The organism is Deltaproteobacteria bacterium, assembly GCA_016235345.1.
Classification (GTDB): domain Bacteria; phylum Desulfobacterota; class Desulfobacteria; order Desulfobacterales; family Desulfatibacillaceae; genus JACRLG01.
Genome location: JACRLG010000020.1, coordinates 109,058 through 135,561 on the forward strand (window position 1 = coordinate 109,058; position 26,504 = coordinate 135,561).

A 26,504-nucleotide genomic window follows, 5' to 3' on the forward strand; every position below is an offset into this window, starting at 1 on the left:
GTCGCGCATCAAGGATTGACTCGATATTAATATTGAATAAAACAGGAGCCTTACCATGAACTGGCAAACAAATGCAGCCCCCGTCGCCCATGTGGAGGAAGAGTGCCTTTCCTGCGGGGCCTGCGTAAGGGCGTGCTCCAGAAATAATTTTTCGTTCGACCAGTCCCGCAAGGTCAGGCTGGCCGCCGATGCCGGTTCGTCCTGCATCATTTGCGGCCACTGCATGGCGGTCTGCCCCCAGGAAGGCGCGATACTGCTTTCGGGCCGGGACGGCTCCGCTCTCAGGAAAATTTCCGAACTGCCAAGCCCGGAGGCCGTCCTCAACCTCCTGGCCTCAAGGCGGAGCATCCGAAACTTCGAGGATACCCCGCTTGCCACGGAGCAGATCGAGGCCCTTCTCGACGCGGCCCGGTACGCCCCGTCCGGCCACAACAGCCAGGATTACCGTTTCGCGGTGGTTCTGGGAAGGGAAAGTGTCGGGGACATCGGCAGGGCGGTTCTGAAGTTTTACAGGAGGATTCTGGGGCTCCTGGACTCAAGGGCCGGGTCGGGCATAGTTCGTCTGGCCGCCGGAAAAAAGACCTACGGGGTTTTGAAGGTCATGGAGTCAAGGCTTCGGCAGCACGTTTTGGCCTATAAAAATCACGGGCAGGTGCACCTGGTGTGGGACGCGCCCTGCCTGGTTTTCATCCACGGGCCCGACCGCGACGATTCAAAAACCAACGCCATCTTAGCCGGTTACAACATAATGCTGGCGGCCCACTCCGCAAACCTTGGGACCTGCGTCCTTGGCCTTTTGAGGGGAGGGATAAAGCACGCTAAAAAGGAGATGGAACAGGCTGGAGCAAGCATCCCCAAGGGGCACGCCATCCACATGATCCTGTGCGTAGGCGTTCCCAAAAATTCCATAAAATTTCTGAAGATTCCCCCCCGGAACCCGCCCGGAGCCTAATTTGCCGGAAACCCGCAGCAGTAAAAACCAGGTGGGCGCAACCTGAAAATTCTTTTTCAGGCTGCGCCACCGCCCTTGTCCTTCCGCCGATTTTCGCCCCCGCCCTCCCCGCCCTTACCCGTCCTTGACTTGCCCTAAGTTTCCATATATTGCCTTTTGGCTTCTTAAATTTAAGTACAACTCAACCAAAACTGCAATTATGGAGTGAGCCATGCCAAAACGCCTGGATATTCAAAAGGTTCTCATCATCGGTTCCGGCCCCATCATAATCGGCCAGGCCTGCGAGTTCGACTACTCCGGCACCCAGGCCTGCAAGGCCCTGCGGCAGGTGGGCTACCAGATAGTATTGGTGAACTCCAACCCGGCAACGATAATGACCGACCCCGGAATGGCCGACTTCACCTACATCGAGCCTTTGAACGTGGAAAGCCTGACCCGGATAATCGAGCGGGAGCGGCCGGACGCCCTTCTGCCCAACCTTGGCGGCCAGACGGGCCTGAATCTTTCCTCACAGCTTGAAAAAGCCGGGATTCTGGACAAGTTCGGCGTGAAAATCATAGGGGTCAAGGCCGAGGCCATCGAACGCGGCGAGGACCGGCTGGCGTTCAAGGAGACCATGACCCGCCTGGGGATCGAGATGCCCCAAAGCAAAATCGCCTACTCTGTTGACGAGGCGGAGGAAATCGCCCGTGAGCTCGGTTTTCCGGTGGTTGTGCGCCCCGCATACACCATGGGCGGCACCGGGGGCGGGCTGGTCTACAACGTGGAGGAGCTTCGCACCGTCACCAGCCGTGGGCTTTCGGCCAGCTTCGTTGGGCAGGTTCTCATCGAGGAATCCGTGCTTGGCTGGGAGGAACTTGAGCTTGAAGTTGTGCGCGACTCCAAAAACCAGCGCATCACCGTCTGCTTCATCGAAAACGTGGACGCCATGGGCGTTCACACCGGGGACTCCTACTGCACCGCACCAATGCTGACCATAGCCCCGGAGCTTCAGGCAAGGCTCCAGAAGCATTCCTACGACATTGTGGAAGCCATCGAGGTCATAGGCGGAACCAACATCCAGTTCGCCCACGACCCGAAAACCGGGCGCGTGGTGGTGATCGAAATCAACCCCCGCACCAGCCGGTCCTCGGCCCTTGCCAGCAAGGCCACGGGCTTTCCCATCGCCTACGTAAGCTCCCTCCTGGCGGCGGGGCTGACTTTGGACGAAATCCCCTACTGGCGCGACGGGACACTTGAAAAATACACCCCCTCCGGCGATTACGTGGTGGTGAAGTTCGCCCGCTGGGCATTCGAGAAGTTCGCCGACGCCAAAGACCTTCTTGGAACCCAGATGAGGGCCGTGGGCGAGGTCATGTCCATAGGCAAAACCTACAAGGAGGCCATGCAGAAGGCCATAAGAAGTCTGGAAAACGGGCGCATGGGCCTGGGGTTCGCGGCGGACTTCAACGGAAAGAGCCTTGCCGAGCTTATGGACATGCTGGCGGAACCGACCTCCGAGCGGCACTTCATTCTTTACGAGGCCCTCAGGAAGGGAGCGGACATAAATGAGCTTTACGCCAAGACCCACATAAAGCCCTATTTCCTTTCACAGATGAAAGAGCTTGTGGAGCTTGAGGAAGAAATTCTGAAAACCAAGGGCGGCATTCTTCCCGACGAGCTTCTTTCGCGCGCCAAAAAGGACGGGTTTTCGGACAAGTACCTTTCAAAAATTCTCGGCATTGACGAAACAGGAATCCGCAAGCGCCGCACCGCCTTGGGCGTTGTGGAAGGATGGGAGCCGGTGCCGGTTTCGGGCGTGGAAAACGCGGCCTACTATTTTTCCACCTACAACGCGCCCGACAAGGTTGAGGCAAGCACGGGCCGCAAGATCATGGTTCTGGGCGGCGGCCCCAACCGCATAGGCCAGGGCATAGAGTTCGACTACTGCTGCGTTCACGCGGCCTTCGCACTGCGCGATTCCGGGTATTCGTCCATCATGGTCAACTGCAACCCGGAGACAGTCTCCACCGATTACGACACCGCCAACCGACTCTATTTCGAGCCTCTCACGGTGGAGGACGTGCTTTCCATTTATGAGAAGGAAAAGCCCGAAGGCGTAATCGTTCAGTTCGGCGGCCAGACTCCCTTGAATATCGCTTCCCAGCTCGAAGCCGCAGGTGTCAAAATCCTGGGAACCTCAGTTGAGGCCATCGATCTTGCCGAGGACCGGGACCGCTTCCGCAAAATGATGGACGATCTCAATATTCCCATGCCCGCATCAGGCATGGCCGCCACCCTCGAGGAGGCCCTCAAGGTCGCGGCCCGCATAGGCTACCCGCTCATGGTGCGGCCCTCCTACGTTCTGGGCGGGCGGGGAATGCAGGTGGTTTACGACGGGGAGTCCCTTGCGGGCTACGTGGCAAAGGCAACCGGCGTCACCCCGGAGAGGCCCATTCTAATCGACCGGTTCCTTGAAAACGCCCTTGAGGCCGAGGCCGACGCCCTGGCCGACGGCTCTGACGCCTTTGTTCCTGCGGTGATGGAGCACATAGAGTTCGCCGGTATCCATTCCGGGGATTCGGCCTGCGTTATTCCGCCCATAAGCATTCCGGCCAGGCACCTTGAAACCATAAGGGAATACACGAAAAAAATCGCGGTGGCCCTCAAGGTGAAGGGCCTTTTGAACGTGCAGTACGCCATCTGCAAGGACACCGTCTTCGTGTTGGAGGCCAACCCAAGGGCATCCCGCACGGTTCCCCTTGTTTCCAAGGTCTGCAACGTCTCCATGGCCCGGCTGGCCACAAGGCTCATGATGGGCGAAAAACTGGCCGACCTTAATCTTTCGCATCACACCGTGCCCCATTTCGGAGTGAAAGAGGCCGTGTTCCCCTTCAGCATGTTCCCTGAGGTTGACCCTATTCTGGGGCCTGAAATGCGCTCCACGGGCGAGGTCCTTGGCATGGCCGCCACCTTCGGGCTTGCTTACGCCAAGGCCCAGTCAGCGGCGGGACAGGGCCTGCCCACCGAAGGGGCGGTGCTCTTTACCGTAACCGACGCCGAAAAGACCTCGGCCCTGGAGGCGGCCCGGCGTTTCCACGACATGGGCTTCAAAATCTTCGCCACCAACGGAACCCAGAAGTTCCTTTCGGAAAACGGGATACCCGCCATAGCCATCAAAAAGCTCCACGAGGGGCGTCCCAACATCACGGACGCCGTGATGAACAAGGAGATAGCCCTTATCATCAACACACCTTCGGGCAAGATGAGCCAGTACGACGATTCCTACATCAGGAAAGCCGCCATAAAGCACAAGATTCCCTACATCACAACCACTGCGGCGGCCATCGCGGCGGCCAGGGGAATAGCGGCTCTCAAAAACTCCCAGGAGCCGCCCAAGAGCCTACAGGAATACCACGGCGACATACGGTAGAATATCTTCAAGCGGAAAAAAGAGAGGGCGGCCCCCGGAAAAGGGAGCCGCCCTCTTGCGTCAATGCGGGATTGACTCGGCTTGCCGCCGCTCAGGCGGAGCACAAACCTTTCAGACGGGATAGCGCCTCCCAGTTGAAGGACGGGCGGCAGGGAAAGACCGAGTTGTTGGTCGAAAGGGGCTCGTTTTCGATATCGTAGCGGGACGAGGCCCTGGCCCGTTCCCACAGGGCGGTGCGGGGCATGGGGCTGAAGTGGGCAAGTATTGGGGTGACGCCGGCCTCCTTAACAACTCTTATGCCTTCCTCAACCTCCCGGTCTTCGTGGTCGGGAAGCCCGCACAAAAGATAGGCTCCCAGCGTATTTTTATCGAATCCCGCCCTCCTGAGATTTTCAGCAGAGCGCCGGAACTCGGACAGGGTCACCTTGCCGTCCAGCCCCTCCCGGCTTGAGGTTGTTTCAAGGCCGAGCCGGAGGGTTCTGACGCCGGCCCGGAACATCTTCTCCGCAAGTTCCGAAGTGATGAACCTTGCGTGGACGGCATTCGGAAGATGGATTCTGATGTTCATCCCCCGCCCGATGATTTCGTCGAAAACCGGGCCGATTCTCTTATCAGCGTCAACCAGAAGGGCGTCGTCGTAAAAGGCGAAATCCGTGACGCCGGATTTCACACGATGCATGATTTCTTCTATGATCGCATCCGCGTTTTTCGGCCTGAACTGGGGTTGAAGGAAATTTGAGGCGCAGTAGGCGCAGCGGTACGGGCAGCCAAGGGAGCCCAGGACCGGCGCGAAACGGGTGTCGGAAAGCCCGATCAGCGGCCAGGACGAGATATCGGAATAGTCGGGGAGGGTTTCCGGTCGCGCTCCGGTGAAGCGCTCCGCGATGGAGAAGATTTCGTTTTCGCAAGCGCCCTGGGCCACGAAATCGGCCCCTGAAAATTGTCCGGCGTGTTCGGGAAACAGAGTGGCGTAGATTCCGCCCAAGACCACGGGAACGGAAGGAAAGGCCTCCTTCACCATTTTAATGACCTCAAAGGCTCCGGGGTACCAGTAGGTCATGAGGCAGGTGACCAGAATAAGGCTTGGCGGGCTTTCAAGGCTTTTGAGATAAGCCAGGAATTCTTCGGGATCAACGCCGTAGCGGCTGTAGGTGCGGGGAACGTCGGAAAAAACGGCGGGTTTCGGGATGGCGGACTTGCGATAAGGCCCCCGCCCGAATCTTGGGGATGACGAATTTTTTGACGGGCTGGCCAGGCAGTCGAAATAATCAACCGGAAAGCCCGCCCTGCGGAGCATGGCGCAAAGGGAGAGGAGGCCCATGGGCCTTGCCCAGAAATCGTAAGCCGCGAAATCGTGAATCCACGGGTTGACGGCGAGGATTCGCACCGTCTCAGTCGTCCTCATCTGCCGGAAAATACCCCATGGAGGTTTTCTTCAACTCCTGGACGGAGAAAAGAACCAGAAAATCGGCCACCTTGACCTTGGCCGTCAGGGAATCCGCCATTTTGCGGCACGCGTCCTCGTCCGGCCCGTGGATCATGGCGTAGAGGTTGTAGGGCCATTCCTCCCTGCCCGGCCTGTGGTAGCAGTGGGTGACCCCGGAAAAGCCCGCCACCGCCTCGCCCACCTCGTCCACCCGGTCGCCGTCAACCTTCATGGCAACCATGGCGTTGGCCCCGAAACCGGCGGACTGGTGAAAGAGAGTGGCCCCAAGGCGGCGCATCACTCCCTTTTTCTGCAGGCCCACAAGGACGCCCAGAACCTCGTCCTCGGTGAGGCCAAGCTCTTCGGCCACTGCGGCGTAGGGGCGATCGCACACGGGGATGTCCCCGGCCATCTTTCCGATCACGCGCTTTTCAAGACTGGTGAGCATGAATCATCTTTCCTGGCGGCTTAACCGCGCTTGACCTTGTCTGGAAAAAGGGCCGCTATACCGTCAGCGGTTGCCGGGCAGACCCCACGCTCGGTGATGAGCCCCGTCACCAGCCGAGCCGGGGTCACGTCAAAGGCGTAATTGGCGCATGGGCTTTTTTCGGGCGGAACCAGCACCTGCACAGTCTCGCCCCTGTAAAGGCCGGGCACGAAGGCCACCTCGGCGGGGTCGCGCAGTTCTATGGGAATCTGAGCCACGCCGTCGGTCATTTCCCAGTCTATGGTTGACGACGGTAGCGCCACGTAGAATGGCACCTTGTTGTCCTTTGCCGCCAGGGCCTTCAGATAGGTGCCGATTTTGTTGGCCACGTCACCGGTCTTGGTGGTGCGGTCCGAGCCCACGATGACGATATCCACCATTCCGTGCTGCATGAGGTGCCCGCCGGTGTTGTCCGCAATGACCGTGTGGGGCACTCCGTGCTGCAAAAGCTCCCAGGCGGTGAGCCGCGCGCCCTGGTTCAGGGGCCTTGTCTCGTCAACCCACACGTGGATTTTGACGCCCTTTTCAAAGGCCGCGTACATTGGGGCGGTGGCGGTGCCGTAATCCACGCAGGCAAGCCAGCCCGCGTTGCAGTGGGTGAGAACGTTGACGACCGCCCCGCCCTTTCTGCGGCTGATCTCCTCGATGAGGCCCACGCCGTGACGCCCTATGGCCCGGCAGTTCTCGACCTCAAGGTCGGTTATGCGCCCGGCCTCTTTGAAAGCGGCCCCGGTCCAGGATGCTGAATCGGGCTCGGCCAGAATCGCCGCCTTCATGGTCTCCACCGCCCAGGCTAGGTTCACCGCAGTGGGCCGGGCCTCGCTGATGCGCGCACAGGCAGCTTCGAGGTAGGATTCGGGCTCGGCTCCGGGGGGCCTGTTCACCAGGGCGAGATAGACCCCGTAGGCCCCGGTGGCTCCGATAAGAGGCGCACCGCGCACGGTCATGTCCTTGATGGCGGCTATGGTCTCATCTTCGGTGCGAAGACCGATCACCGAAAATTGGTGCGGCAGAAGCCTCTGATCGATTATTCGGATAACGGCGTCGTCATGTTCATCGGGCCAGATCGCGCGGCAGGGCTTACCGTTTACGTTCATTTCAATCCGCCTTATCGCTGATTTTCAGGCTTGGGCTGCAAACACTTCTTCTTCGGTTGACTATGACTTTATCCGCATACTACATTTCGGCGAAATTCTGAATACTCAAATATGAGGCCTGCCATGAACCGGGACCAATTGAAGGAACTTTTACAAAACGTGGCCGACGGCAAGACCGGCGCTGACGACGCCGCCCAGAGGCTACAGAACATATTTTTCGAGGACTTGGGCTTCGCCTGCCTGGATCATCACCGCTCGCTCCGAAAGGGCTTTCCCGAAGTGATCTACGGCGAAGGAAAGACCGTAGCCCAGGTGATTGGCATAATGGAGCGGATGGAAGCCCACGGCGACGTGATTCTGGCCACAAGGCTTTCGCCGGAAAAGGGCCTTGCCGTAATCGAACGATTTCCGCTCGCGGTATACCACGAGGACGCCCGGATGGTGATACTGGAGCCGACGCCGCTTCCAAAGACCGGGCGCGGCCCCATAGCGGTGGTGGCCGCAGGAACCAGCGACATGCCCGTGGCCCGCGAGGCGTCTCTTACGGCCCGCGCCATGGGAAACGAGGTCTCCGAGATTTACGACGTGGGCGTGGCCGGGCTTCACCGGCTTTTCATCCACAAGGAGGCTCTCTCAAAGGCCACCGTGATCGTCGTCGCCGCAGGCATGGAGGGCGCGCTTCCCTCGGTGGTGGCGGGCCTTTTCCCCAAGCCCGTGATCGCCGTTCCCACCTCCGTCGGCTACGGGGCCTCCTTCGGGGGTGTCACCGCGCTCCTGTCGATGCTCAACTCCTGCGCCTCCAACGTTGCAGTGGTGAACGTGGACAACGGCTTCGGCGCGGGCTACATGGCGAGCATAATCAATCACAGCTGATGCAGCAATTGCCAAAACATCAGCAACGACCGTATTTAAAAAATATGTAACGAAATCAACTTGTTGGGCTTCGTTTCTCAGCCCAACCTACGAGACTGGCCATCAAATATTGTTTTCCCGCGCCGCAAAAGGCTGGTCAAAAACGATGAAGAGCAAGGAAGAGTGAAGCGGGCGGGGAGGCATAGTACTAAAGGTACATGACGACCCGCAAAGCTTTCCCCTGACACAGCTATTCGCGTTTTTGGGCAGCCGCTATCTGCCGCCGAGAAGGTGCAAGTGCAGGTGAAACACCCTCTGCCCCCCTCCCCACTCCACGTTGAACAGGAGGTTGTAGCCCTTCTTGTCGGTATCCATCTTTTTGGCAAAGTCCCTGCCCAAAAAAACCATCCGGGCCACAACATCGTGGTCGGCGTCTTCCAGGTCGTTGATGCTCCGAATGTGCTTTCTGGGAACGATAAGAAGGTGCACCGGGGCCAGGGGGCGGATGTCTTTGAACACGATGATGTCATCATCCTGGTAAAGGAATTCGGCGGGGCTTTCGCCTCTTGATATCTTGCAGAAAATGCAGTCTTCCGGTTTATGCTCCACTTTGTTCCTCCTAAGAGCGCCAAGGCGGTGCTGGTGCTTGAGATAAAACGGAAGCAGGTTGAACCTGCCCGTCAATTTTTCCACAATGCCCATATCATCCCCGCACTGATGATTTTTCTGCTGCCCGCTGCCGACTTACACCACCAGTTCGCCCCAATTTACCAGCAGGGTTTCGGTGTCCATGGCTTCCCGGAGCATTTGCATGAAATGCCTTCGGGATACCGTTCGCCCGCCCATTTTCCGCATGTGGGGGGTGTCCTGCTGGCAGTCTATGAACGAAAAATTCCGGGACGCCAGAAAGGCCGCCAGGGTGACAAGGGCCGTTTTCGAGGCGTCCGGCTTTGAAAAAAACATGGATTCGCCGAAAAAGCAACGCCCAAGGGAGACGCCGTAGAGTCCGCCCGCAAGCCTGCCGTCCTGCCACGTCTCGACGCTGTGGGCGTAACCTAAGCGGTGCAGGTTCTCGTAGGCCGCGATCATCTCCGGCACCAGCCAGGTGCCCTCCCCCGCTCTGTCCCCCGTCGTTGCGCAGGCCTTTATGACATCCCCGAAGGCAGTGTCGAAGGTGACGGAAAAGTGCTCTCTTTTCATGCTTTTTATAAGGCTTCGGGGAACGTGGATGCTTTTGGGAACTATGATGAGGCGGGGAGACGGCGACCACCAGAGTATGGGGTCTCCCTCGTTGTACCAGGGGAAAATACCAAGGCTGTAGGCCAAAAGAAGGCGCGCGGCGGAAAGGTCGCCGCCCACGGCCAGGAGCCCGCTTCGGCTGGCAAGCCCCGGATGGGGAAACATGAGCTCTGGGCTTAGCGCATATACGGGCATTTATTCTGTGAGCATAGTGTTTAAGGGCGTTGATAATCCTGGATAAAAACGATGAAATGCAAGGCGCGCGAGCGTACGCTTTTGTACGTGACCGAGCCGCGAGGCGAAGCGCAACAAAGCAGTTCGCGTTTTTATACAGGATTATTGGGCTTTGTCGTAGTGCGAGAACTGCAGCGTAAAGGTGCCTCTGCCCTGGGTGGCGCTTCGCAGTGCCGTGGAGTAGCCGAACATGTGGGACAGAGGCACCTGGGCCAGGACCGCCTGGATGTCCTTCCTGGCCTCGATGGCCTCCACCTTGCCGCCCCTGCTGTTGAGATCGCCTATGGCCTCGCCCATGAAGGAGTCGGGAACCAGAATCTCCACGTTGACGATGGGCTCCAGAAGGAAGGACTGGGCGTTTTTGAGGGCCTCCTTCACCGCCATCTGGGCCGCAACCTTGAACCCAAGCTCCGTGGCCCCTGTCTCCCTGGCCGTTACCGCGCTTAAGGTCGCGGCCACGTCTATGACCGCGTATCCCATGATGACGCCGGTCTGAAGGCTCTCGGAGATTCCGGCAAGCGCCGCGTTCACCAGGTTTTCCGGCAGGGTTCCGGCCTTTAAGCCCGATTCCACGGTGTTTCCGCTCTTCCGGGGACGCGGGGAAAGGGTCACCTCAACCTGGGCGAAGTGATGGCTTCCGGCCACGTCCTGGTCGAAGAGGGCCATGCCGGAGGCTGTCTCAGCCACGGTCTCCCGGTGCACCACCTGGGGCTTTCCCACGTTGACCGCTGTGTTGTAGTCCCGCTGCATGCGGCTGACTATGATCTCAAGATGAAGCTCGCCCATGCCGGAAATTATGGTCTGGCCGGTTTCGTTATCCTCGCGCACCTTGAAGGTGGGGTCTTCGGCGGAGAGCTTTTCCAGCACCGAGGGCAGCTTTTCCTGGTCGGCGTGGGTCTTGGGCTCCACCGCCATGCTCATGACCGGCTCATAGGTGTCGATGCGCTCCAGGATCACCGGGTGGGCCTCTTCGCAGAGGGTGTCGCCTGTGGATGGAACCTTGAGTCCCGTTACGCCCACTATGTTTCCGGCCCCGGCCTCCTCGATTCTCTCGTGCTTGTTGGCGTGAACGGCGAAGATGCGCGAGGGCTTTTCGCGGGATTTGGTTATTGGGCTGTAGACGTCGACGCCTGCGGTGATCTTGCCGGAATAGATGCGCACGAAACAGAACTTGCGCCCCTCCTGCATGGAAACCTTGTAGATCAGGGCTGCAAGGGGCTCTTTTTCCGTGGCGGCAAATTCCACCACTTCGCCGGTTTTGGGGTGGACGCCTTTCACCGGGGGCACGTCCGCCGGGCTTGGGAGATAGCTCACCACCGCGTCGATAAGGGGCTGGACGCCCTTGTTGCGAAGAGCCGCGCCGCACAGCACCGGAACCCCAAGAAGGCCTATGGCGGCCTTGCGTATGCCGGCGTTCAGTTCGGCGACGCTTATTGGTTCTTCGCCAAGGTATTTTTCCATGAGTACGTCGTCCAGCTCGCACACGTCCTCAAGGAGCTTTTCCCGGTGAAGGGCGGCTTCCCCGGCCAGATCGTCCGGGATGTCGTCCTCCTTCATCACCGCCCCCAGGCTGTCCGCCTCGAAGGAGAGACGCTTCATGGAAACGAGATCGATTATGCCCGAAAAGGAATCCTCGCTTCCGATGGGAATCTGGAGAACCAGGGGACGGGCCTTCAGGCGGTCCTTCATTTGTTCTATGACGCTGAAAAAATCCGCGCCTATGCGGTCCATCTTGTTGATGAAGGCGATCTTGGGCACCCGGTAGCGGTCGGCCTGCCTCCACACGGTCTCACTCTGGGGCTGGACCCCGCCCACGGCGCAGAAAACGCCCACCACGCCGTCCAGCACCCGGAGGCTCCGCTCCACCTCTATGGTGAAGTCAACGTGCCCGGGGGTGTCTATGATGTGGATTTCGTGGTCGTTCCAGACGCAGGTGGTGACGGCGCTTGTAATGGTGATGCCGCGCTCCTGCTCGTCGGCCATCCAGTCCATCACGGCCTCGCCGTCGTGGACCTCGCCCATCTTGTGGACCTTGCCTGTATAATAAAGGATGCGCTCGGTCACCGTGGTCTTGCCCGCGTCTATGTGGGCTATGATCCCGATGTTGCGCATCTTTTGAAGCGGTGTCTTTTTCCTGGCGCTCATGACCGTAACTTAACTCGTGGGTTAAAAAGAGAGGGAAATATGGTGCAAGAAGCCGGGAATGTCAAGACGCCACAACATTATGATGAGCCCGAATCAAGTTTTGGCATTGCCCCGGCTCGCATGATATCCTTATAAGGATGAACCGCGCCAAGGTTTTCTTGACGTAAGCCGCCCTTTCGGGTGACAATGGGGAGTCGGAATCAGCCCGAAAAAGCATGGCGGGTTCTCCAAGACTGACAGATGTGGTATGCAAGAGGCATACTCGCCGCAGCCGATAGTGTTTTCATTCGATTTAACGGAGCATTTCAAGAGTTTGACAATCATGGCCGCTAATCCAAGCCATATCGAAAGGCTCAACCGGATAGGAATCGCCCTTTCCAGCGAAACCAACCTGGACAGCCTTCTTTCCCTCATCGTCACCGAGGCTAGGGGCTTCACCCACGCCGACGCGGGAAGCCTCTACACCCTTGAAAACGACACCCTTTTCTTCCGGGTGGCCCAGAACGACACCTTAGACGCCAAGGGGGCCAAAAGCGCCTTCAAGCCGGTTCCCATCGCCCTTTCCAACTTGAGCATCGCCGGATACGTGGCGCTTTCCGGCAAACTTCTGCACATAGAGGACGTTTACAGCCCTCCGGCGGACGCCCCCTACTGCTTCAACGCCGACTTCGACCGCCAGAGCGGCTACCGCACCCGGTCCATGCTGGTGGTCCCCATGCGGGACCCCGCCGGAAACATACTGGGGGTGCTTCAGCTTATCAACGCAAGAGACGAGGAAGGCCGGGTTACCACTTTTTCGCGCCGCTTCGACTCCCTCAACATGTCCCTTGCCTCACAGGCCGCCGTTGCCATACGTAACGCCCGCCTCATAGCCTCCATAAAGGGCCTTTTCGAGGCGCTCATACGCTATTCGGCTTCCGCCATCGACGCCCGGAGCCCCCACACCGCCGGCCATTCCAGGCGGGTGGCGGCTTATTCCCTGATAATTGCAAGGGCCATGAACGACGCCTCAAGCGGGCCTTTCGCGGAAACCGAATTTTCCAGGGACTCCCTGGAACGTATCGGCTACGCGGCATGGCTTCACGACATAGGCAAAATCGGGGTTCCCGAAAACATCCTGGACAAGCGTTTCAGGCTTCCCGCCGGTAAGGAGGAAATCCTGGAAAGCCGTTTCAGGCTGGCAGGAACCCTTGCGGAACTCCACGCCCTCAGAAAGGGATGCGGCCCAAAGGAGATGGAGGAGGTCCGCGCCCTTCAGGACCGGCTTTCCCAGGCTCTTGAAAGGATTCTGGCCATAAACGCCGGAAACTGGCTGACTGATGAAGACAGGGCGCTTTTAAGCGAAATAGCGGAAACCTGCTACATCGACCTGGACGGAAACCCGCAGCCCCTTCTGACGCCCTATGAGATGGCCTATCTTTCGGTGCAGAAGGGCAACCTTACGGGCGAGGAATACTCCATCATGCAGGGACATGTCCTGCACACCTTGAAAATCGTCGAAAACATCCCCTTCACCGGGCATCTGGCCAGGGTCCCTGAAATCGCGTCCAGCCACCACGAGATGCTGGACGGCTCCGGCTATCCCCAAAAGCTCGCCGGGGCCAGAATTCCCCTTGAAGCACGGATTCTGGCCATGGTGGACATCTTCGACGCCCTTACAGCCTCCGACAGGCCCTACCGCAGGGCCATGCCGCCTGAAAAAGCCTGCGCAATACTGGAGTCGGACGCCTTGGCCGGGCGGCTGGACCCGGACGTGGTGGATCTGTTCGTTAAAAACCGGCTTTACGAGGGGCTTTCGGAGGAACTTGCCAGGCAGGGGGAACAATCGTGAAAAATTTCCAGGCCATAAGGGCCTTGTCCATCTACGCCGGAATAGCCTTAATGCTTTCGGGCATCAACCTGATAGTCATCCAGCATTCAAAGCTTTTTGCCGTGGCCATGCTCCCGGTGAGCTTCTACGCGGTGGCTCTCGTGGCCGTTCGGGTGGCGGCCCCCTGGGTGGTGCGGAAAAAAATTCTGGATTACCTGGACGCCTACGGGGGCGAGGTTTCCTTCGAGGCCCTCATGAACCGCTTCGCCGGAGCCGACAACCCGGAAACCACGGCCACCAACGCCGCCGTCCTCACCCCCATAATCGAGGACATGGAAAACAGGGGGATCGTCTCCATCAAAAACAACATGGTCACCCGCAACACTCCACAAAAATGAACAAGGGCCGACCGGTTACCGAACCGGAGAGCCCTGCAAAATGAAGTCACGAGCCGCATACCGCAAAAGACCGTTGAAGAAAGCTGAACCGAAAGCCTGAATAAAAACGATGAAATGCAAGGAGAGCGAAAAGCCAGTGAGCAAGCGTACTAAAAGTACGTGGCGGAATTGGCTTTGAAGCTCGACACCGCAGTTCGCGTTTTTAGGCAGGCTGTTAACTCAGGACATCAGGGGAAGCGCCGCGTTAAGCCTCTCCAGGGTCTTTTCCTTTCCCAGGGCCATCAGCATCTCGAACATACCGGGGCTCGCCGTGCGCCCGGTAATGGCCGCTCTCACCGGCCCGGCGATTTTGCCGAACCCCAGGCCATGAGCCTCCATGACCGTTTTGAACACCTCTTCCAGCGCAGCGTGATCCCCGAAATCAGCTACTTCAAGCCTTCCGAGAAGATCGGACACCGCAGGTTTCAAATCCGTGGTGAAGCACTTTTTCGCCTTTTCGTCATATTCCACCCTGTCCTGATAATAAAACAGCGCCTTCTCGGCCATTTCCACCAGGGTCTTGGAGCGAATCTTCAGAGTGTCCATCACCATTATAGCGCGGTCCCGGTCGTCGATTCCAACCCCCAGCCTTTCCATCTGAAAGGCGAAGGGCGCGACAAGGTCGGCAGTCCCGGTTGCGCGGATGTGCTCGCCGTTCAAGTCCATAAGCTTTCCCGGATCGAAGACCCCGGCGGATTTCCCTATGTTTTCAAGGTTGAATTTTTCGACAAGGTCGGAAAGTGTGAAGAACTCCTGGTCCCCGAATGACCAGCCCAGGCGGGCAAGGTAATTGATGACCGCTGCGGGCAGGTAGCCCATTTCCCGGTACTCGGTGACGGAGGCCGCGCCGTGGCGCTTGGAAAGGCGCTTCTTGTCCGCGCCCAGAACCATCGGCACGTGGGCGTAAAGGGGCAGGGGCTCGTTTAAGGCCTTGTAGATCATCACCTGCCTTGGGGTGTTGCTCACGTGGTCGTCGCCTCGAATGACCGTGTTGACCGCCATGGAGATGTCGTCCGCCACCACGGCCAGATGGTAGGTGGGGGTTCCGTCCGAGCGCCAGATGACGAGGTCGTCCAGTTCCGAATTCTCGAAGGCTATGGGGCCTTTCACCGTGTCCGTGAAGGAGGTGACGCCGGTCAAGGGGGCCTTTAAGCGCACCACCGAGCCCGGCAACTTTGAAAGGCCAGCTTCCCGGCAGCAGCCGTCGTACTTGGGCTTGCCCCCGGTCCTCATGGCCTCCTCGCGCTTTCTTTCAAGCTCTTCGGGGGTGCAGTAGCACCAGTAGGCGTTACCGGAATCCAAGAGCCTTTGAACGAAGCCCCAGTGGATATCCGCCCGCTCGGACTGGAAATAAGGCCCCTCGTCCCAGTTGAGGCCAAGCCATTTGAGGCTGTCAAGAATCGTGTCGGTGGATTCCTTTGTGGAGCGCTCCTTGTCGGTGTCTTCGATGCGGAGGATGAATTTTCCGTTGTTTCTCCTGGCGTAGAGCCAGTTGAAAAGCGCGGTCCGCGCGCCGCCCACGTGAAGGGAGCCCGTGGGGCTCGGCGGAAATCTCGTGACTACCTTGCTCATTTCGTTTTCCCGTTCTTTCCTCTTTAAGCGGCGCGGCCCGGAAGCGTTCGGATGCTTCCGGGCCGACATGGCGTAAGTGTAAATAAAACTTCGGAGTCGGTAAAACAAAAACCATCCCAGTTTACGGGGCCGGCTGCGGCTCAGGTTTCGGCTGCGGCTGAGCGGGCTCCGCCTCGGAGGGCGGCGCCTCCTCCGGGGCCTCCTCCTCCGCTCCTGGCTCCTCTGCGCCTTCCGGAGACGCGTCGACGTCTCCGGTGAACAGCTCCTCCTCGTCCACCTGGGGGCCTTCCGGGGCGTACTCGGAAGGCGCGGTATCCTTCTTGAAAGCCGAAAAAACGGCGTCCTTGGCGTCAGGGGAAGCCAAAAGCCCAGTTTTGGGGTCGATATTGGCGAACTGGATTTCCTCCGGCGCGGTGAAGTCCACCACCGGCTTGTCCTTTAAAATGTCGGTCATGAACGTGAGCCAGATGGGAGCCGCAGTGTGCCCGCCGCTGGAACCCGCAGGCAGGACCTTATTGCCGTCGAAACCCACCCATACGCCCGACACGTACTGGGGAGTGTAGCCTATGAACCAGGCGTCGTTACGCTTGTTGGTGGTGCCGGTCTTGCCCGCAGCCGGGCGGCCCAGGGCGCGGGCCTCGGTGCCCGTACCGTACTGCACCACGTTCTGCATGAGATTGGTCATTACAAAGGCGGTGTCCGGGCTTATTGCGGTCCTGGGCGCGGGAACGTACTGCTCCAGCACCCTGCCGTCCCTGTCGGTAATCTTTCTGACAAAGCAGGGGGGCACCAGGAGCCCGTTGTTGGCGAAAACCGAGTAGGCCGTCACCATCTCCAGCATGGAGACCTCGGATGAGCCCAGGGCGAGGGAGAGCCGGTTGATGAGCGGCGAGGTTATGCCGAATTTCCTGGTGTAGTCGATGGCGTAGTCCACGCCTATGGAATCCAGGATTTTTATGGTCACGATATTTCGGGAGTAGGCAAAGGCGTTCCTGAAAAGGGTCGCCCCGTAGAAACGGTTGCGTTCGTTCCTGGGCCGCCAGATTTCGCCGCCGTCGTCCTCTATGGCCAGAGGGGTGTCGTAGATGACGGTAGTGGGCGTGTAGCGCTTCACAGGGCTATCCAGGGCCGCCGCGTAAATGAAGGGCTTGAAGGCCGAACCCGGCTGGCGCATGGCCTGCACCGCCCGGTTGAACTGGCTTTGGGTGAAATCGTAACCGCCTATCATGGCCTTTACCTGGCCCGTGGCGTTTTCCATGCATAGAAGGGAGGACTGGACCTCCGGGACCTGATGGAGAACCACCGGCCAGGGCTCGCCCTCAACCGGCTTGTCCTTCAGGCGCACCCATATCACGTCGTTCCTGCGAAGGGCGCGGCTGGAGTTGTTGAGCCTCGCCCAGGAAGACTCCGAGGGCCTCAGGATCCCCTTGAAGGCTCCGAATGCGACAATCACCTGACCCTTGGCCAGGGGAGACTCCACCAGGGCTTTTATGGTCTGGCCAGCCATCGGAGGGGACAGGGCCTGCTCCTCCGACTGGTCCTTGACAAAATCGATGGCGTCCGCCGCCGAAAGGCGGGTTACGGGCCCGCGCCAGCCCATGCGCCTGTCGAGTGTCTCCAGGCCGGTCACCACGGACTCGTAGGCGGATTTCTGAAACGCTGGATTCACGCTTGCGTAAATGATGAGACCGGCCTTGTAGAGTATGTCCGGGCCGTACTTGTCTTCCACGTAGCGCCTTACATGCTCCACGTAAAAGGCCATTTCGTTGGTTTCGGGCACGGCTTTCGATTTGAGCTCCGGCTTTTTGGCCAGGGCCAATTCCTTTTCCGCCTCGCTTATGTAGCCGTCTTTGGCCATGCGGTAGAGCACGTAGCGCTGCCTGTTGGTTGCGGCCTTGATGTTGCGGTAGGGGGAATAGTTGTTGGGCGCGGGAGGCAGCCCCGCCATCATGGAGCATTCCCCAAGATTCAGGTAGCCCACGGATTTCCCGAAAAAGGTGCGGGCCGCCGCCTCGACTCCGTAAGCGCCGTGCCCCAGGTATATCTGGTTTAAGTAAAGCTCCAGAATCCTGTCCTTTTCGAGCTTTCGTTCAAGGCGCACGGCAAGGATCATCTCCTTGATCTTCCGGGTCACCTTTTTTTCCGGGCTCAGAAACATCATTCGCACCACCTGCTGGGTGATGGTGGAAGTGCCCTGCATGTTGGATTTGGCCTGAAAGCTCCTGAGCACCGCCCTTGCAAGGCCGATCACATCCACCCCCCGGTGCCTGTAGAAGCGCTTGTCCTCGGCGGATATGAAGGCCTGGCGAAGAGTGAGGGGAATCTTGTCCAGGCCCACCACGAAACGGCGCTCCTTGCCGAATTCGGCTATCACTGTTCCGTCGTCGGCATACACCGTGCTGACCACCGGCGGGCGGTACTGGATGAGCTGCTCCACGTCCGGGAGTCCTCGCGAGAAATAGACATACGCGAATAAAAAGATCACCAGGCCGGCAAGAAAAAACGTCAGGCCAAGGGCGAGAAATGCGCGAAGGATTCTTCGACCGAGGCTCTTTTTCCTGCGCCTGATTTTGTTGGCCGGGTTGCGTTTCCTGGCCGGAGATGGAGCTGATTTGGTCAACGCCATGAATTTTTTTCCTTGTTCTTCGCCAAATAACGGGGGCGGGCCTTGGAGACCCCCACGGCCCCGGAGTGAACCGTAACTGAAAATAATATATTGGACGGATGTGGCGGTCAAGAAGATATGCGATGACAGAGGAACAAGAAACGGAAAATGCCGCCCAAAGGGGAAAGGTCTGTCCCGCAATCAAATTTATTACCCGAAAAGGCCCAATTGCAAGGTTGACAAGGAAAGTTCCGGCTTCTAAAGTCGCAGGCTGATCGATCATTCAAAGGAGAGATTCAAATGACCCAGCTTCTTGCCGCAAGACAGGGAAAAATCACCGAGGCCATGACCCAGGCCGCCGCATACGAAAATACAAGCCCGGAGACCGTGCGCGACAAGGTGGCGGCGGGCCTTGCCGTAATCCCCAAAAACGTGCACCGCAAATTTTCCGCAAGAGTTATTGGCCAGGGATTTCGCACCAAGGTGAACGCCAATATCGGCACCAGCATGAGCCGCCACAACGAGATCCAGGAATTCGAAAAGCTCGACGCCGCCGTTTCGGCTGGAGCCGACGCCGTCATGGACCTTTCCACGGGCGGCGACCTTCACGCCATTTTGAAGACCATGCTGGACCGGTCGCCCTTAATGGTTGGGACCGTGCCCATATACGGCGTGGCGAGCGCCCTGGCGTCCCGCAAAAAGACCATGCTGGACATGACCGCCGACGACCTCTTTGAGGAAATCACGGCCCAGGCGGAGCTCGGAGTCGATTTCATCACCGTCCACTGCGGGGTGATCAAATCCACCGTGGAGACCCTCATGACCTGCGAGCGGGTTGTGGGCATAGTCTCGCGCGGCGGAAGCCTCATGGCCGAATGGATGGCGGTGACGGGAAAACAGAACCCGCTATACGAGCAGTACGACAGGCTCCTGGAAATCGCCCGAGCCCACGACGTTACCCTTAGTCTGGGTGACGGCCTTCGCCCCGGAGGCATAGCCGACGCCGAGGACCGCGCCCAGCACGCGGAATTGAACGTGTTGGGCACCCTTGCGGAACGGGCCAGGGAGGCGGGGGTTCAGGTCATGATAGAGGGTCCCGGCCACGTGCCGCTTTCCTACATAGCGGGGGACGTGAAGCTCCAGAAGCGCCTGTGCGGCGGAGCACCCTACTACGTTCTGGGCCCGCTTCCCACGGACGTGGCCCCCGGCTACGACCACATAACCGGGGCCATAGGCGGAGCCATAGCGGCATCAGCCGGGGTCGACTTCCTTTGCTACGTCACCCCCGCCGAGCACCTCACCCTTCCCACGGCAAAAGACGTGGCCGAAGGCGTTTTTGTCTCCCGCATCGCGGCACACATAGGAGACCTGGAAAAAAAGATCCCCGGCGCCTGGGAATGGGACCTGGAAATGAGCAGGGCCCGCCGCCGCTTCGACTGGGAGGCCATGTTCAGGCTCGCCATCAACCCGGAACTGGCCCGGTCCCGAAGGGCCGAAAGCGAGGACGCGGGGCGCGAGGTCTGCACCATGTGCGGCGACCTCTGCGCCATGAAGACCTTCGACAGGGTCTGCGAGGCCACGAAAAAAAAGAAGTAGGCGGCTGGCGGCAGGAATTTCATTTCTCTGCCTGATGATTTACAGGAGCAAGAGAGACGGGCTGCCCGTCCCTCTCTTGCTCCCGCCAACACATCAAATATGCCATGGTCTTTTAATGTCCACCGTCCTTACACATCCCGCCATTCCGCTCGCCATCGGGCTCGGCCTTGGGCGAAACGTCGTGCCCGGAAGGCTTTTGGCAGCCGGGGTGCTGGCCTCGGTTCTTCCCGACCTGGACACAATCGGCTACAGGCTTGGCGTTCCATACGATTCCCTTTTCGGGCACAGGGGATTTAGCCACTCCATCCTGTTCGCCCTTCTGCTTGCAATGGCCGGGGCTCTGGCTTACAGAAAACTCAACACCACGGCTTTCAGGGCCTTTCTCTTTCTCCTTTTGGCTGCGGCTTCCCACCCTTTCATAGACGCCTTCACCAACGGCGGGCTTGGCGTTCTCGCCTTCTGGCCGTTTTCCGGGAATAGGTATTTCGCGCCGTTTCAGGTGATTGAGGTGGCTCCGATAGGCATTTTTCAGCTCGTCTCGAAAAGGGGGGCGGTGGTGCTTCTAAGCGAATTGAAATGGGTGTGGCAGCCCTGCTTCTATTTAATGGTGACCCTGATGTGCGTAAGTCGTTACTTTTCGGGGCTTTTTGGCGGGGCGGCTTCGGAGGCCTGACAGCCTTTCCGGTAAATGGTGGGCTTGATGTAGGTAAATTCGTGTTCGATTCCCGCAAGGCTTTCCGAGTGGCCCACGAAAAGGTAGCCGCCGGGGCTTATGCACTCGTAAAAGCGCCTGATCAGGTTCTGCTGGGTTACCTTGTCGAAATAAATCATCACGTTTCTGCAGAAAACCGCGTCCAGCACAGGGCCGAAGAAAAAGGGCCGCATGAGGTTCTGGTTGCGGAACGAAACAACGCGCCGCACCTCCTCCTTAACCCTTAAATACCCCTCCTGCCGCCCGGTGCCTTTCTGGAAATAACGCATGAGGGTGGCCATGGGCACGTCCTCCGCCCTGGACTCGTGGTACACGCCCTTGGCGGCGATTTCCAGAACCGAGGTCGAGATGTCGGTGGCCATTATGTTCACCGTAAGGTGCGGAGTCTTTTTGAAAAATTCCAGGACGGATATGGCCAACGAATAAGGCTCTTCGCCGGTGGAGCAGCCCGCGCTCCAGAAGCGGATGTTGACACGGTCCTTTTGGGCCTTTGCGATATCGGGGAAAACCGTGTTTTCGAGAAAGTCGAACTGGTTGGATTCCCGGAAGAAGCTGGTCTTGTTGGTGGTGACGGCGTTCACCATCTGGATGATTTCGCTGCCCTCGTCCACAAGGGTGATGTAATCGTAGTATTCCTCGAAGGACTCCACCCCCACGGCCCGAAGCCTCTTGGCAAGCCTTGCCCTCAAAAGCTGCCTCTTGCCCTCGTGAAGGTTGATGCCGCATTTCGCGTACACCAGGGCGGCAAACTTTTTGAAAAGCCTGTCGGAAATTTCGGTTTTCAAGGAAACTCCAGGGATGGGGCGGGAAAATCAGGAAAAAACGCTGCCTTTCGGCACGGGGTGGCCCCTTAGAAAATCTGATGCTGGTAAAATTTTTCCGGAGGCCCCCTGAAGCCGGGTAAGATAAATACTACCCGAACCGGTGGCCAAAAGCAAGGTATCCTGCGGGCTTTCCAGAACCGTTCCGGGCAGCTCACAGGTTTCCGGGCCAAGGGAAGCTTGAAGCACCTTGATCCGGCTCGCACCCAAAAAAGTGAAGGCGCCCGGCCAAGGGTACATTCCCCGCACCAGCCTTTCGATGGCGGCGGCGGACTCGTTCCATTTTATGCGCCCGTCGTCCTTTTTGAGCATGGGGGCGAAGGACGGCTCGCCCTCCTGGGGCCGGGGCTCAAGGGAGCCTTCATAAACCCCGTTCAATGCCTCGACCAGAAGCCTTCCGCCTTCTTCCGAGAGCCTCTTTCCAAGGCTTCCGGCGGTATCCTCCGGCAGAACCGGGCTTTCCTCCTGAAGGATTATACCCCCTGTATCGACTCCTGCGTCCATGGCCATGACGGTGACTCCGCTTATGTCGTCGCCGTTAACTATGGCCCAGTTGAGCGGGGCCGGGCCGCGATACTTGGGAAGAAGTGACGGGTGGATGTTGACGGCGAGATATTTGGGCGCGGCGAGGACCTCCTTGGGAAGTATCCTTCCATAGGCCACCACAACCAGGAAATCCGGGGCAAGGCGTTTAAGCTCTTCCAGAAATTCGGGGGGGCGGACCGAAACAGGCTGGAGCACGTTCAGACCGAGACGAAGGGCGGCCTCCTTTACAGGCGGCGGGGCGAGCAGCCTTCCCCTGCCCTTTTTCCGATCCGGGGCAGTGATCACGGCAGGCACATCCACGCCTGCCCCCAAAAGCATCTCAAGGGGCCTGACGGCGAAATCCGGCGTTCCCATGTAAACCACCCGCATAACTTCGTTCAACCCCCGACTGGAAAAACCGACGCCACGAATAATGCAGGCCGCGTTCGGACCTTAGTCTTCGTATCTTTTAAGCTGCTTTTTGACCCTTCGTTTGTACATCTCGCGCTTTAAGCGGCTAATGCGGTCGATGAAAAGCACGCCTTCCAGGTGGTCTATCTCGTGCTGAAGGATTATTGATAAAAGCCCGTCGGCATCTATGTTGACGGCCTCGCCCTCCCCGTCCAGGCCGGTCACGCATATGCGCTCTGCGCGCGGCACGTCTGCCCGGAACTCCGGCACCGAAAGGCAGCCCTCGCCCTCGGATAATATCTTTCCTTCGGACTTTTCGATCACCGGGTTGATGAGCGCCCTCACCACGCCGTCCCCGCCGTGGTTTTCCGGCACCTGATAGATGATGAGGCGGCAGTCCGCCCCCACCTGCACCGCAGCCAGGCCCAGGCCCTTTTGTTCCGCCAGGGTTTCGGCCATGTCGGAGATGAGGGTTTTTATGCCCTCGTCAAAACTTTCCACCTTCTTCGCAGGCTTTGCGAGAATTGGCGCGGGATAGGTTACAATTGGCAAAACAGCCACTTTTGACGCTCCTTCTATGTCGCTCCGGGAGACGCGGGGCTTTCATCCGCGTTCTCCGTGCTGATTTTCAGAACATTGACCCCCATGATGGCGGCTGAAACAAAGCCCCCCAAAATGGCCGGGGCCAGGTTTATAATGTGGACGGCCAGGGTGAAACCAAGAGCGGCAGTCCGGTCGCTCACCCCGAAAACCGCCAGGGCGAATATGCCGCCGGCCTCCCAAAGGCCCCAGAAACCGGGTGCTGACGGAAGCGAGATAAAAAAGCAGATGATCACCATTACAGCGGTGAGCTCCATGTATCCGAGGTCGATTCCAGGCGCGGCCTTGGCCGCAAGGATATACGAATATGCGGCAAGAAGCCAGACGCCCGCAGTGAGCGCCACACAGAGGAAAAGATTTAAGGGGCTTTTCATGAGCCCGAAGCCCGCCGCAATGCGCTCCATTATTCCCACCACGGCGCGGCAGACGGTTTCCCGGAACCTCTCCCTGAGGGCTTTTGGCAGAAAAACCAAAACGGAGGCCGAACCCATGACCGCCCGCTCCATCAGAAGCCTCACGGGTGTCACGGATACCGCCCCCACCCCCAAAACAAGCACCACGGCCATGCGCACCATGGCGGTTATGGCCGTGTCCAGGGTGGACTGGGAGAGAACGTAACCGGCGAATTCCACCTTTCCGGCAAAGGAAATGTCCACTGACTTCATGGTGACTATGAGCATCAGAAGAAGGCCCAGAAGGTCCAGGACCCGCTCTGCGGCCACCGTGGCCAAAACCCCGAAAAACGTGGCCCCGTGCCGCTGGTGAAGGATGGCCGGCCTGGCGAACTCCCCCACCCTTGCAGGCAAGATGCAGTTCATCATGAAACCGATCATCATGGGATGAAGGCATTCCCAAAATGAAAGGCGCGCGATGGGGTGTAAAATGATCCGCCAGCGAATGACCCTTAATATGAAACTTAAAACCAGCACGCCGAAAAGAGGAACGAACCACCAGTAGTTGAGGCTTCCAAGATAACCCGAAAGCCCGGCCAGGGGCACGTTTTTGAAGGAAACGTAAAGGGCCGCAACAGAGATCACGGCCCCCACGAAAAAGGATATGACGAGTTTCCTTCGGCTCATTTCCGTTCCAGTATTTCGCGGGCGCGTCCGATGTCCTTTTCTATCTGGGCCGAAAGCGCCCCTATCCCGTCAAAGCGGATTTCGCCTCTAAGGCGCTCGATGAAATCCACGGTGATATTGTGGCCGTAAAGATCGCCCGAAAAACCGAGCAGATGGACCTCCACCGTGAAAAGGCCGTCTCCGAATGTGGGCGCGACCCCTATGTTGGCCACCCCGTTGAAGCGGCACCCGTTCCAGGCCACCACCACGGCGTAAACCCCGGCAGCCGGGCAGATTTCATCGGTCAAAACGATGTTGGCGGTGGGAAAGCCCAAAACCGCCCCGCCCCGCTTTCTGCCCGGAACAACCTTCGCCCGCACCTGGTAGGGCCGCCCAAGAAGCCGGGCCGCGTGGGCGACCTCTCCGTCCTGAAGAAGGTTCCTTATGCTGGTGGAGCTTACCCTCTCCCCGTCAGGCCCCAGAACCGCGATCCAGGGGAGAACCACCACCTCGAAGGGAAGCGAGCGGGAGAGGTTCTGCAAAAATTCCACCGTGCCCTTTCTGCCTTTGCCGAACCCGTAATCGGGCCCCACAACCAAAATCTTGACCCCCAGGCGTTTGATGAGCACTTCCCTTACAAAGGTTTCGGGCTCAATCTCGGCAAACAGGGCGGTAAACGGCACGCACACGAGGTTTTCGATTCCGGTCTCGGCGATCAGTTCCACCTTGTGTTCGTAGAGGGTTATGAGGGGCGGCGGGTTCTTCGTCTTCAAAAAGCGCAGCGGGTGCGGCTCGAAGGTCATGGCGCAGGCAATGCCTTCGATTTCGGACGCCCTTTTGATCACCTCGGAAAAAAGCGCCTGGTGCCCCACGTGAACGCCGTCGAAGTTGCCGATGGTTATCACGGCGTTTTGAAAGGGTTTTTCTATTTCATCCAGTGTCTGGAAAACTCGCATTAAACTACCCTGAAACGGGCGGGATGCTTTCCGCCGCGCGTTGATTGGATTTCTTCCCGCCTCCGGCCACAAGCCCTTGCGCAAAACCGATTCCGCGCATTTTATAATATAAGGCCGAAAGAAGCCGGGGCCAGTGCCGATTTTTTCTTGACACGACCCGTAAAGGCGTTTAGATAGAGCATCCTTTGGCGGAAATCAAGGTCTTTCCGGCAAAGGAATCATGCGGCGCAAATATGCTTCATCCTGCCGAAGTGGCGGAACTGGTAGACGCGCTAGGTTCAGGGTCTAGTCCGCGAATGCGGGTAGGAGTTCGATTCTCCTCTTCGGCACCATTTAGATGGATTAGGGGTGATTTCGGTTAGTTACCGGGGTCACCCCTTTCCATATGCAAATATATGCATTGCTTCGCTCCGCATCGGCACCGAATTTTACGTTTTTACCCTGCAAAAAAGTACCCGCCCTCACCATCAACACCAGCTTTTTTCACCCATTCTTTGGGTTTTGCTTCCGGGTTGCAAAGCTTCCTCCAAATCACGCCTTCCCTCACCCGAAATCCAATGACCGTAGGGTTTTGAATTGCCCCGGTTTGCAGAATATGGTAAATATTTGGTTCTCAAAAGGATTAACCGAGGAGTATTCCAGCTACTCTTTAAACCCAACTTTAAACCCAACAAATAGGAAAATGTAGTCATGCCCGCTCATAATGCCCTTAAATATATCCTTGTGGGTTTAATTCTTCTTGGTGCTATTTCTGATGTCGCTGTTTTTTTCAGGTCTCTGCTCTATAATAAAGAAGATGGAGAAATACATGGGATAAACACACTGTGGGGACTTTTTATCGTTGGCACACTAGTAGCCATGATTTGGAGCATCATTATTAAGGCAGACTCTATTTTATTACCGCTTGGCTACTTTTTATCAATGATTGGCACAATATCTGGTCTAACTTTATTCATAAGAGCAATTACCGGTAATAAGAAAATTGCAACCGGAGATGCTGTATTAAATTTATGGAAACTTTTTATTGTAAATACTATGATTGGAGTTGTTATTCTCATAATTCTTGCTAATTGACTTAATAATCAGAAATCAGGCCTCGCAGAATCAACGTAGACGGGCTTTTAGAGTGTGGGCAAGGGGTTTGTTTCATAAATTTTTACGAATTATTTGTCGCTATTCTGGCCGCTCAAACAGGCAAAGGGCAAGAATGGGCCTTTTTATATGGCCATTTCTTCTTTTTTGGAGCCTTAGCCACATGATCCGGAGCTAACAACCACAACTAATGAGGATGTCATGCGCCTAATTTACGGGCTGGTTTTTTTAATCCTTTTTGGGGCTATGCACTTGACTCCTAACACCCCAATATGTAGTATTGGGAATGGAGGATTACCCGACGAATCTGGCTGAGTTCCGAGTGCGTTTCGCAACCGAGGCGTCATGTGTTGATTACCTCGTGGCCCTTCGTTGGCCCAATGGATTCGTTTGCCCTGCTTGCGGCCATGGAGAAGCCCGCCAAACCAGTCGTGGGCTTCTTGAGTGCCGTAAATGCCGCCGACA

General features: G+C 57.9%; 22 protein-coding genes and 1 tRNA gene. 10 read left to right on the forward strand and 13 right to left on the reverse strand.

Features of this window, described 5'->3' with window-relative positions:
* Nucleotides 1–55 precede the first annotated feature (55 nt).
* Together HZB23_09975 and carB are read left to right on the forward strand one after the other, a co-directional pair.
* Nucleotides 56–952 carry a nitroreductase family protein gene (locus tag HZB23_09975; protein ID MBI5844983.1) on the forward strand — a complete coding sequence of 299 codons (897 nt, stop codon included), beginning with the start codon at nucleotides 56–58 and terminating at the stop codon, nucleotides 950–952.
* Between the two features lie 211 nt (nucleotides 953–1,163).
* Nucleotides 1,164–4,364 carry a carbamoyl-phosphate synthase large subunit gene (gene carB, locus HZB23_09980; protein ID MBI5844984.1) on the forward strand — a complete coding sequence of 1,067 codons (3,201 nt, stop codon included), beginning with the start codon at nucleotides 1,164–1,166 and terminating at the stop codon, nucleotides 4,362–4,364.
* Between the two features lie 91 nt (nucleotides 4,365–4,455).
* On the opposite strand, the gene HZB23_09985 is transcribed toward carB, so the two are convergent.
* The 3 genes from HZB23_09985 to mtnA are packed head-to-tail and all read right to left on the reverse strand — an operon-like array spanning nucleotide 4,456 to nucleotide 7,374.
* Nucleotides 4,456–5,769: a cobalamin B12-binding domain-containing protein gene (locus tag HZB23_09985; protein ID MBI5844985.1), complete on the reverse strand. Its 1,314-nt coding sequence runs from the start codon at nucleotides 5,767–5,769 to the stop codon at nucleotides 4,456–4,458.
* The gene (locus tag HZB23_09990) at nucleotides 5,756–6,238 is read right to left on the reverse strand and encodes an Lrp/AsnC family transcriptional regulator (protein MBI5844986.1); all 483 of its coding nucleotides are present in this window, start codon (nucleotides 6,236–6,238) and stop codon (nucleotides 5,756–5,758) included. Before HZB23_09990 ends, HZB23_09985 begins: the two co-directional genes overlap by 14 nt.
* A 20-nt stretch (nucleotides 6,239–6,258) precedes the next feature.
* Nucleotides 6,259–7,374 (reverse strand): S-methyl-5-thioribose-1-phosphate isomerase, encoded by a 1,116-nt coding sequence (gene mtnA, locus HZB23_09995; GenBank protein ID MBI5844987.1) that lies wholly within the window; start codon nucleotides 7,372–7,374, stop codon nucleotides 6,259–6,261.
* A 123-nt stretch (nucleotides 7,375–7,497) separates the two neighbouring features.
* Here mtnA and larB point away from each other — a divergent pair, with 123 nt between their 5' ends.
* Entirely contained in the window at nucleotides 7,498–8,247 is a 750-nt protein-coding gene (gene larB, locus HZB23_10000) for a nickel pincer cofactor biosynthesis protein LarB (GenBank protein MBI5844988.1), read from the forward strand.
* A gap of 252 nt (nucleotides 8,248–8,499) precedes the next feature.
* Here the strand turns inward: larB and HZB23_10005 are convergent, their stop codons facing one another.
* From HZB23_10005 to fusA, 3 genes are all read right to left on the reverse strand, one after another.
* Nucleotides 8,500–8,928 carry a histidine triad nucleotide-binding protein gene (locus tag HZB23_10005; protein ID MBI5844989.1) on the reverse strand — a complete coding sequence of 143 codons (429 nt, stop codon included), beginning with the start codon at nucleotides 8,926–8,928 and terminating at the stop codon, nucleotides 8,500–8,502.
* A 42-nt stretch (nucleotides 8,929–8,970) separates the two neighbouring features.
* Entirely contained in the window at nucleotides 8,971–9,660 is a 690-nt protein-coding gene (locus HZB23_10010; GenBank protein MBI5844990.1) for a leucyl/phenylalanyl-tRNA--protein transferase, read from the reverse strand.
* A gap of 141 nt (nucleotides 9,661–9,801) precedes the next feature.
* A complete protein-coding gene (gene fusA / locus HZB23_10015; protein MBI5844991.1) occupies nucleotides 9,802–11,844 on the reverse strand; it encodes an elongation factor G in 2,043 nt (680 codons plus the stop codon).
* Nucleotides 11,845–12,166: 322 nt separating this feature from the next.
* On the opposite strand from fusA, the gene HZB23_10020 reads away from it, so the two are divergent.
* Both HZB23_10020 and HZB23_10025 read left to right on the forward strand, forming a co-directional pair.
* Nucleotides 12,167–13,675, forward strand: a complete 1,509-nt coding sequence (locus HZB23_10020; GenBank protein MBI5844992.1) for a GAF domain-containing protein — start codon at nucleotides 12,167–12,169, stop codon at nucleotides 13,673–13,675.
* Nucleotides 13,672–14,052, forward strand: a complete 381-nt coding sequence (locus tag HZB23_10025) for a hypothetical protein (GenBank protein ID MBI5844993.1) — start codon at nucleotides 13,672–13,674, stop codon at nucleotides 14,050–14,052. Before HZB23_10020 ends, HZB23_10025 begins: the two co-directional genes overlap by 4 nt.
* Nucleotides 14,053–14,271: 219 nt before the next feature.
* On the opposite strand, the gene HZB23_10030 is transcribed toward HZB23_10025, so the two are convergent.
* Both HZB23_10030 and HZB23_10035 read right to left on the reverse strand, forming a co-directional pair.
* Nucleotides 14,272–15,663 (reverse strand): glutamate--tRNA ligase, encoded by a 1,392-nt coding sequence (locus HZB23_10030; GenBank protein MBI5844994.1) that lies wholly within the window; start codon nucleotides 15,661–15,663, stop codon nucleotides 14,272–14,274.
* A 121-nt stretch (nucleotides 15,664–15,784) separates the two neighbouring features.
* A complete protein-coding gene (locus HZB23_10035; GenBank protein ID MBI5844995.1) occupies nucleotides 15,785–18,289 on the reverse strand; it encodes a PBP1A family penicillin-binding protein in 2,505 nt (834 codons plus the stop codon).
* A 279-nt stretch (nucleotides 18,290–18,568) separates the two neighbouring features.
* On the opposite strand from HZB23_10035, the gene thiC reads away from it, so the two are divergent.
* Nucleotides 18,569–19,864, forward strand: coding sequence for a phosphomethylpyrimidine synthase ThiC (gene thiC, locus HZB23_10040; GenBank protein MBI5844996.1), 1,296 nt, complete (start codon nucleotides 18,569–18,571; stop codon nucleotides 19,862–19,864).
* A gap of 115 nt (nucleotides 19,865–19,979) precedes the next feature.
* A complete protein-coding gene (locus tag HZB23_10045) occupies nucleotides 19,980–20,537 on the forward strand; it encodes a metal-dependent hydrolase (GenBank protein ID MBI5844997.1) in 558 nt (185 codons plus the stop codon).
* On the opposite strand, the gene HZB23_10050 is transcribed toward HZB23_10045, so the two are convergent.
* From HZB23_10050 to HZB23_10070, 5 genes are all read right to left on the reverse strand, one after another.
* Nucleotides 20,495–21,361: a protein-glutamate O-methyltransferase CheR gene (locus HZB23_10050; protein MBI5844998.1), complete on the reverse strand. Its 867-nt coding sequence runs from the start codon at nucleotides 21,359–21,361 to the stop codon at nucleotides 20,495–20,497. The genes HZB23_10045 and HZB23_10050 overlap by 43 nt on opposite strands.
* A gap of 27 nt (nucleotides 21,362–21,388) precedes the next feature.
* Nucleotides 21,389–22,297: a methionyl-tRNA formyltransferase gene (locus tag HZB23_10055; GenBank protein ID MBI5844999.1), complete on the reverse strand. Its 909-nt coding sequence runs from the start codon at nucleotides 22,295–22,297 to the stop codon at nucleotides 21,389–21,391.
* A 78-nt stretch (nucleotides 22,298–22,375) separates the two neighbouring features.
* Entirely contained in the window at nucleotides 22,376–22,894 is a 519-nt protein-coding gene (gene def, locus HZB23_10060) for a peptide deformylase (protein ID MBI5845000.1), read from the reverse strand.
* Nucleotides 22,895–22,908: 14 nt separating this feature from the next.
* Nucleotides 22,909–24,012 (reverse strand): flippase-like domain-containing protein, encoded by a 1,104-nt coding sequence (locus HZB23_10065; GenBank protein MBI5845001.1) that lies wholly within the window; start codon nucleotides 24,010–24,012, stop codon nucleotides 22,909–22,911.
* A complete protein-coding gene (locus HZB23_10070; GenBank protein ID MBI5845002.1) occupies nucleotides 24,009–24,947 on the reverse strand; it encodes a bifunctional riboflavin kinase/FAD synthetase in 939 nt (312 codons plus the stop codon). Before HZB23_10070 ends, HZB23_10065 begins: the two co-directional genes overlap by 4 nt.
* Before the next feature lie 245 nt (nucleotides 24,948–25,192).
* Here HZB23_10070 and HZB23_10075 point away from each other — a divergent pair.
* From HZB23_10075 to HZB23_10085, 3 genes are all read left to right on the forward strand, one after another.
* Nucleotides 25,193–25,279, forward strand: a tRNA-Leu gene (locus HZB23_10075).
* Nucleotides 25,280–25,637: 358 nt separating this feature from the next.
* Nucleotides 25,638–26,021 carry a hypothetical protein gene (locus tag HZB23_10080; protein MBI5845003.1) on the forward strand — a complete coding sequence of 128 codons (384 nt, stop codon included), beginning with the start codon at nucleotides 25,638–25,640 and terminating at the stop codon, nucleotides 26,019–26,021.
* A 304-nt stretch (nucleotides 26,022–26,325) separates the two neighbouring features.
* Nucleotides 26,326–26,504: transposase (locus tag HZB23_10085; protein MBI5845004.1), on the forward strand; the 179-nt coding region annotated here is incomplete at its 3' end.